At 65.0% G+C, this 6991-nt stretch carries 9 protein-coding genes and 1 pseudogene; 6 read left to right on the top strand and 4 right to left on the bottom strand.

Translation table 11 applies throughout. From position 1 onward, the window contains the following. Window positions 1-119 precede the first annotated feature (119 nt). The 5 genes from KGM94_RS22005 (at window position 120) to KGM94_RS21985 (ending at window position 3249) form a co-directional block, all read left to right on the top strand. Window positions 120-851, top strand: a complete 732-nt coding sequence (locus KGM94_RS22005; RefSeq protein ID WP_300264069.1) for an SDR family oxidoreductase — start codon at window positions 120-122, stop codon at window positions 849-851. 27 nt (window positions 852-878) lie between these two features. Next, window positions 879-1625 (top strand): SDR family NAD(P)-dependent oxidoreductase, encoded by a 747-nt coding sequence (locus KGM94_RS22000; RefSeq protein ID WP_300264067.1) that lies wholly within the window; start codon window positions 879-881, stop codon window positions 1623-1625. 7 nt (window positions 1626-1632) lie between these two features. Next, window positions 1633-2025: a GFA family protein gene (locus KGM94_RS21995; RefSeq protein WP_300264065.1), complete on the top strand. Its 393-nt coding sequence runs from the start codon at window positions 1633-1635 to the stop codon at window positions 2023-2025. A gap of 63 nt (window positions 2026-2088) precedes the next feature. Continuing rightward, complete coding sequence (locus KGM94_RS21990; RefSeq protein ID WP_300264062.1) at window positions 2089-2769, top strand: site-2 protease family protein; 681 nt, start codon at window positions 2089-2091, stop codon at window positions 2767-2769. Between the two features lie 57 nt (window positions 2770-2826). Next, window positions 2827-3249, top strand: a complete 423-nt coding sequence (locus tag KGM94_RS21985) for a hypothetical protein (protein ID WP_300264070.1) — start codon at window positions 2827-2829, stop codon at window positions 3247-3249. 24 nt (window positions 3250-3273) lie between these two features. Here KGM94_RS21985 and KGM94_RS21980 read toward each other — a convergent pair whose 3' ends face one another. From KGM94_RS21980 to KGM94_RS21965, 4 genes and pseudogenes are all read right to left on the bottom strand, one after another. Beyond that, window positions 3274-4077: an energy transducer TonB gene (locus tag KGM94_RS21980; protein ID WP_300264060.1), complete on the bottom strand. Its 804-nt coding sequence runs from the start codon at window positions 4075-4077 to the stop codon at window positions 3274-3276. A 10-nt stretch (window positions 4078-4087) separates the two neighbouring features. After that, entirely contained in the window at window positions 4088-4537 is a 450-nt protein-coding gene (gene exbD, locus KGM94_RS21975; protein ID WP_300264058.1) for a TonB system transport protein ExbD, read from the bottom strand. 3 nt (window positions 4538-4540) lie between these two features. Beyond that, a complete protein-coding gene (gene exbB, locus KGM94_RS21970) occupies window positions 4541-5464 on the bottom strand; it encodes a tonB-system energizer ExbB (RefSeq protein WP_300264056.1) in 924 nt (307 codons plus the stop codon). After that, window positions 5461-5718, bottom strand: a pseudogene (locus KGM94_RS21965) (PKHD-type hydroxylase); the annotation flags it as partial. The gene exbB and the pseudogene KGM94_RS21965, both read right to left, overlap by 4 nt. A 555-nt stretch (window positions 5719-6273) precedes the next feature. Between KGM94_RS21965 and KGM94_RS21960 the strand changes: the two are divergent. Then, window positions 6274-6991: efflux RND transporter periplasmic adaptor subunit (locus tag KGM94_RS21960; protein ID WP_300264055.1), on the top strand; the 718-nt coding region annotated here is incomplete at its 3' end.

Genomic DNA, 6991 nt, shown 5'->3' with positions numbered 1-6991 from the left:
GGTCTAAACTCAGTCAGAGTGGCTCACCCATTTTCATCTAAGGCGGGTCGGCCCCTCGGGCCGGTCGGAACTCGCAATGACGACGCGACAGAACGGTTTACGATCGGGAGAAGACCAAAATGTCAGACCGCCTCAAGGGCAAGCGCGCCGTCGTCACCGCCGCGGCGGCGGGCATCGGGCGTGCATGCGCAATCGCGTTCGCGCGCGAAGGCGCCGCCGTCATCGCCACCGACATCAATGAAGGCGGCATCGCAACCCTCGGCAAGGAAGGCGTCGCCGAGACCGCGCGGCTCGACGTTCGCAGCACGGCCGAGGTCGACGCCTTCGCCAGGCGCATCGGCAAGATCGACATCCTGCTCAACGCGGCGGGCTTCGTGCACCACGGCACCATTCTGGATTGTTCGGAACAGGACTGGGACTTCTCGTTCGATCTCAACGTCAAGTCCATGCACCGGACCATCAAGGCGTTCCTGCCGGCGATGCTGGCGGGCGGAGGCGGCAGCATCGTCAACATCTCCTCCTGCGCGGCGTTGAGGCCGCCAGCCAACCGCTATGTTTACAGCGCATCCAAGGCCGCGGTTTCGCTGCTGACGCGCGCCGTCGCACTCGACTTCATCACCCAGGGCATTCGCTGCAACAGCATCTGCCCCGGCACCGTCGAGACACCCTCGATGCTGGACCGCGCCGCCGCTGCCGGCCCCAAGGGCAAGGAGATGTTCATCTCCCGCCAGAAGATGGGACGGCTCGGTACCGCAGAGGAGATCGCCGCGATGGCGGTCTATCTTGGCAGCGACGAAAGCGCATTCACCACCGGCGTCGATCTCGTCGTCGACGGCGGCTACATGCTCTGACGTCCAGAAACAGATGAAGGCTTCAGCATGAACAAGATCGATCTCAACGGCCGCTGCGCCGTCGTCACCGGGGGCGCGCAAGGCTTCGGCCGCGCCATCGCCGCGCGCTTCGTCGCCTCCGGCGCCAGGGTTGCGATCTGGGATTTCGACGCGGCGCTCGCCGAGAAGACCGCCAGGGAGATCGGCGGCGACGTCCGCGTCGTCAAGGTCGACGTCACCGATCCGGCCGCGGCGGAGCAGGCGCGCGACGCGACGCTCGCCGCCTTCGGCAGGATCGACATCCTCGTCAACAATGCCGGCGTTGCCGGCATCAACAAGACGGTGTGGGAGACCGATCTCGAGGAATGGCGCAAGGTGCTGCACATCAACCTCGACGGCCCCTTCATCTGCTGCAAGGCGATCGTGCCCACCATGCTCAAGCAGAAGTACGGGCGCATCGTCAACATCGCTTCGATCGCCGGCAAGGAGGGCAACCCGAATGCGGCGCACTATTCGGCCTCCAAGGCCGGCCTGATCGCGCTGACGAAATCGCTCGGCAAGGAGCTCGCGGCGCACGACATCCTGGTCAACGCGGTGACGCCGGCGGCGGCCAGGACCGCGATCTTCGACCAGATGACGCAGCAACACATCGACTTCATGCTGTCGAAGATCCCGAAGGGACGCTTCGTGCTGGTCGAGGAACTCGCCGCGATGGTCGCATGGCTGGCGTCCGAGGACTGCGCCTTCTCCACCGGCGCCGTGTTCGACATCTCGGGCGGGCGGGCAACCTATTGAGAGCGTCATGATCCGGGAAGGCGGATGCCTGTGCGGCGCGGTGCGCTACAAGGCCGAAGGCGAGCCGCTCAACGTCCGCGCCTGTCATTGCCGCAATTGCCAGAAGGCGATGGGCTCGCCGTTCTTCGCCCGCGCGCTGTTTCCGCAGACCGCGCTCACGATCGAGGGCGAAATCGGCCGCTATCCGTCCTCCGACGCCATCGATCGCGTGTTCTGCAAGCGCTGCGGCACGCGGCTGTTCTCGTGGCGGCGCAACGGCACCGCCGCCGGCGTGGCGCTGGCGACCTTCGACGACCGCAACGCCTTCGCGCCCACCGAGCACATCTGGGTGTCGGAGAAGATCGCCTGGGTGACGCTCGATGACGGCCTGCCGCAATACGAGACGACCATCCCGCCATGACTTCCTCGATAACGTCCATGGCTTCGTCGTGCTAGCCTGCCCCGGCACCGGAGTCCGAATCTCGTGAGCCTCTCCCTCTACGATCTCTCCGTCTGGGTCCTGCCGCTGATAATCGCGATCACCTTCCACGAGGCGGCGCACGGCTTCGTCGCGCACCGCCTGGGCGACAACACCGCCTGGCAGCTCGGCCGCGTCAGCTTCAACCCGCTGCGGCACATCGACCCCTTCGGCACGCTGTTCCTGCCGGCGATGCTGCTGATGGCGCATTCGCCGTTCCTGTTCGGCTATGCCAAGCCGGTGCCGGTGAACTTCCGCAATCTGAACAATCCCAAGCTCGACATGGTCTGGGTGGCGCTCGCCGGCCCCGCAACCAACATCCTGCTGGCGCTGGCGGCGGCGCTGGCGGTCCACGCCCTGCCCTTCGCCCCCGCCGGCTCGGCGCAATGGATCGCGGACAACCTGAAGAACGCGATCCTGATCAACGCGGTGCTCGCGGTCTTCAACATGATGCCGATCCCGCCGCTCGACGGCGGGCGGGTCGCCGTCGGTCTGTTGCCGCGGCGGCTCGCCTTGCCGCTGGCGCAGCTCGAGCCGTTCGGCATGCTGATCCTGATCGGCATCCTGATCCTGCTGCCCCTTGCGGGTTCCCAGTTCGGTCTCAATCTTGATGTTATTTCTGCAATACTGCGAACGTTGACCGGATATGTGATTCAAGTGGTTCTCTTTCTGACCGGCAATGCGTAGTTGAAAGCCGACTCCAAACTCGAAAGGCCCGAGGCCGACTTGGTCAAAGCTGCCGACATGCTGATCGCGCGACGAGCCGACACGCGCGCCCGGGCCGATTTCGCCACCTGGAAGATGATGGCCAAGCTGAATGGTCTGTCGGCTCTGCCCCCCGACGCCCAGGGTTTCCTGGCCGGCTACAATAATCTGCTGGAGCAGATGAGCGAGGCCGAGGCGACCGAAGCCGCCATCGCGGAAGTCTACAAGTCCTACTACGCCGAGATGGGCGGCGGCGGAACTCCGCCGGACGTCCGTCCGCGGTCCAGCCAACCCGCAGCGGACAATGTTACCGCCTTCCGCCGGCCGGCGCCGAAGCAGAAGAAGCCTGCGCCGTTCAGCGCGGCAACCATGGGAGGGCCCGACAAGCGCCCGCTCCCGGTGGCGCTGATCTTCGCCTGCCTGGTCGTGGTCTATGTCGCGATCCGCATGCTCTGGAAATAGCCGGCCGGACCGAGCACCGACGGCTCAGCCCTTCTTTTTCTTCTGCTCGTCCCTGAAGATCACCGGTAGCTTGAAGCTGAAGGTCTCCTCAGTGAGGGCAGCCGGCGGTCGCGGCACGGGGTCGGAGCGCCGGACCATGGCGACCGCCTCGCGGTCGTAGGCCTGATCGCCCGAGGATTCCACGACCTGGACGGAAACGACATTGCCGCGGCGATTGAGAACCAGGCTCACGGTCACCGTCGCCTTGCCCTTCTTCTCCTCGGGATAGTGCAGGTGTTGCTGGAAGTAGGCGCTGATCTTGCGGCCCCAATCGGCGGTGAGCTTCAGCTGGTCCTTGCCCAGGCCGATGCTCGGCGCCTTGGCCTTCTCCGCCTCGCGCGCGTCCTCATCCAGCATCTGCCGCGCGGTCGCGACCTGGGCAGGCGACTCGTCGGCGGCGTGGGTCTCGACGGCCGCGACCTTCGGCTCGTCCTCCTTCGGCTTCCTGGTGTCGCTCTGCGTGACGATCCGATCCGGATCCTCGGCCTCGTGAACCTGGTCCTTCGGAAGCTCGGTTTCCTTCACTTCCGCCTTCTGCTCGGAAAGCGCGCGCGATTCCTGCGCCGCCTCGGTGTCGGGACCCGGCGGCAGATCGTAGTCCGGCGCCTTGGGCGAGGCCATCTCGACCGCGAACTCCGCGCCGCTGGCGCCGAGGCCGTCGTCCCCGTCATCGGTCGGCAGATGGGCGATCGCAAGCGCCGCACCTCCCAGATGCAGCGCAAGCGCCGTCACCGCGGCGAACATCCACAGCCGGCCGGGCGGTCTTGGCTCGTGATCGAGGTCAGGCATGGCACCGGCCTCAGGGTTTTGCGGCGTCCATCGACGGCGCCTCCAGCGCGACGAGCTTGACCTTGGAGTAGCCGCCGGAACGCAACAGCTCCATCACACCCATCAGCTCGCCATAGGGCACCGAGCGATCGGCCCGCAGGAAGACGTACTTGTCCTTGCTCATGTCGGCCAATCCGTCGAGCGAGGCGATCAGCCCGGTGCGCTTGACCGGCTCCTCCCCGATCGCCAGCGTCAGGTCGGGCCTGATGCTGACATAGGTCGGCTTGTCCGGCTTCTTCTGCGGCGTCGCGCTCGACGTCGGCAGGTCGACCGGCAGGTCCACCGTCGACAGCGGAGCTGCGACCATGAAGATGATCAGCAGCACCAGCATGACGTCGATGAACGGCGTGACGTTGATCTCATGCGTCTCGGCGAAGTCGGCATCGTCGTCGAAGTCGTTGTCTGCAATCGAGGCGCCCATCGCCTACTCCGCCGCGCGCGAATGCACGCTGCCATGGCTGCGATCGAGATCGCGCGACAGCAGCCGCGCCGCCGCACCCGAGGCGCGACCGACGAGTTCGAGATAGCCCTTCGTCAGGCGTGCGAAATGATTGTAGATGATCACCGCCGGGATCGCGGCGACGAGGCCGATCGCTGTGGCAAGCAAGGCTTCCGCAATGCCGGGCGCGACGACGGCGAGGTTCGTCGTCTGCGACTTCGAGATGCCGATGAAGCTGTTCATGATGCCCCAGACGGTGCCGAACAGTCCGACGAAGGGCGAGGTCGCGCCGATGGTCGCGAGCACGCCCATGCCGAAACGGACGCGGCGCGATTCCGCCCGCACGATCTCGGCGAAGTTCGATGCCACCCGCTCCTTGATGCCTTCGTCGCTGGAGATGCCCGCCGACAGCCGCGCCTCGCGCATCGCCGCGGCCAGCAACGACGGCAAAATGCCGTCCTTGGCGCCGAGCGCGAACTGCGCTTCGGCCAGCGACCTCGCGTCGGCGATCTTGCGCAATGCCGTTCTCAGCCTGCGCTGCACCAGCGACAATTCGATCGACTTGGCGATGAAGGCGGTCCAGGTCATGAGCGAGGCGAAGGCCAGGCCGATCATGACAGCCTTCACGACCACGTCCGCCGACATGAACATCGACCAGGGCGACAATTCCTTCATGACCGGTGCGGCCGGCCTCAGCGAACGGGTGCCGGTGTCGGCGGCCGTCGCGTCGGGCGACGGGGCGACGGTCGCCGGAGCCGGACTTGCGGCCAGTTGCGGCGCCCCTTGCACGGGCGTCGCCGCCTGGGGCTCCGGTGCCACGGTTTGCTGTGCCGAAACCGGCGACCCGAGCCAGGCGGCCGACAACATCACGATTGCGGCGACGCTCACTCGGAGAAAAATCGTCTTCATGCTTCGGCCCAGGTGCGGATGAGGTTGTGATAAAGACCCGTCAATTTGACCGTTTCGGGGTCGTCGCGTCCAAGCCGCTCTGCCAGCGCCTGAACGGCGGTATCGAGGTCAAAGATCAGGCTGCGGGCCTGATCGTGCCCGTACCATGCTCCGTAGCAGGAAAAAAGGCGTCGCCAGAGCCTCCGCCGTGCCGGCGTGACGAGATGCAGGCTTTTCGAAGGATAGAGCACGCAATCGCTGGCCGGCAACTTCACTTATTGGCCGAAAATTCGGGAAAATTTCCCGATGCCGTACCCCCGACGCCACCGCGACCACGCTCGCGACCGCCGTCGCCGGCCTCGGTGCAACCATCCGCCCCATTTCACACGCCCCATTTCTAGACCGCTCATGCGCATCATTTGCAACGAGCGATCTGGCGTTGGTATCGGCGGCAAGAATGCCGGTCAATTTGAATAGGCCGAGAGAAGCTTTGAATACGTCCAGATCGGAACGATCCCAGGTCTGCAGTTTGAAATCGTTCCAGACGGCTGCTCGCAAGCAGCCTCGCGAGAGCGCCGAAACAATACACGGGACGGGCGAGCAAGGCGCAGCAGGTGCACGCCAACCGAATTTTCCGAAAGCCGAGAATGACGTTTATGACCCGTGCTTTCACGGCTTGAATCGGGTGCAAAGCTTTCCAATTGTTTAGTATTCTCAAGCCAGAGTGTGTTTACACTCGAACTTGGCGTATATTATACGTGAGCGCTCTGGAACGTCTCAAAGATCCGTTCTCTTACGCATTCGGGCAAGCGAGCCGACAAGTAGCCGACATGAAGATCCGCTGGATTCTGATCATCGCAGCCGTGGCGCTGGCAGGCTATTTCGGCTGGCAGCGATTCCACGCATCCGATGCCGCGAAGACCCAGACCGCGCAAAAGGGACCGCCGCGGGCCCCGGCCATCCCGGTAAGCGTGGTACCGGTTCAGAAGTCGGATTTCCCGGTCTTCTTGACGGGGCTCGGCACGGTGCAGGGCTTCAACACCGTGCAGGTACGGACGAGGGTCGACGGCCAGATCGACAAGATCGCCTTCACCGAAGGCCAGATCGTCAAGCAGGGTGATCTTCTCGTCTCCATCGATCCGCGTCCGTACCAGGCCACGCTGGACCAGGCCAAGGCCAAGAAGGCGCAGGACGAGGCAAATCTCGAGAACGCCAATATCGAACTCCAGCGCTCGACCAGGCTCGGCGAATTCGCAACCGCGCAGCGGCTCGATGCGCAGCGCTCGACCGTTGCCCAGCTCAACGCCCAGATCGCGGCCGACCAGGCCGCCATCGCCAATGCCCAGACACAGCTCGACTACACCCAGGTCACGGCCCCCATCACCGGCGTCGCCGGGCTGCGTCAGGTCGACGTCGGAAACATCGTCAACGCCTCGAGCCAGACACCGGTCGTGACCATCGCCCAGGTCGAGCCGATCTCGGTGATCTTCACGGCGCCGGAGGACCAGCTCCCCTACATTACCGAGGGTCAGGCCGCCGGCGCGCTGA

Origin of the sequence: Bradyrhizobium sp. (genome assembly GCF_028868675.1) — a bacterium.
Taxonomy (GTDB): Bacteria; Pseudomonadota; Alphaproteobacteria; order Rhizobiales; family Xanthobacteraceae; genus Bradyrhizobium.
This window is presented reverse-complemented; position numbering and strand designations above follow the sequence as displayed.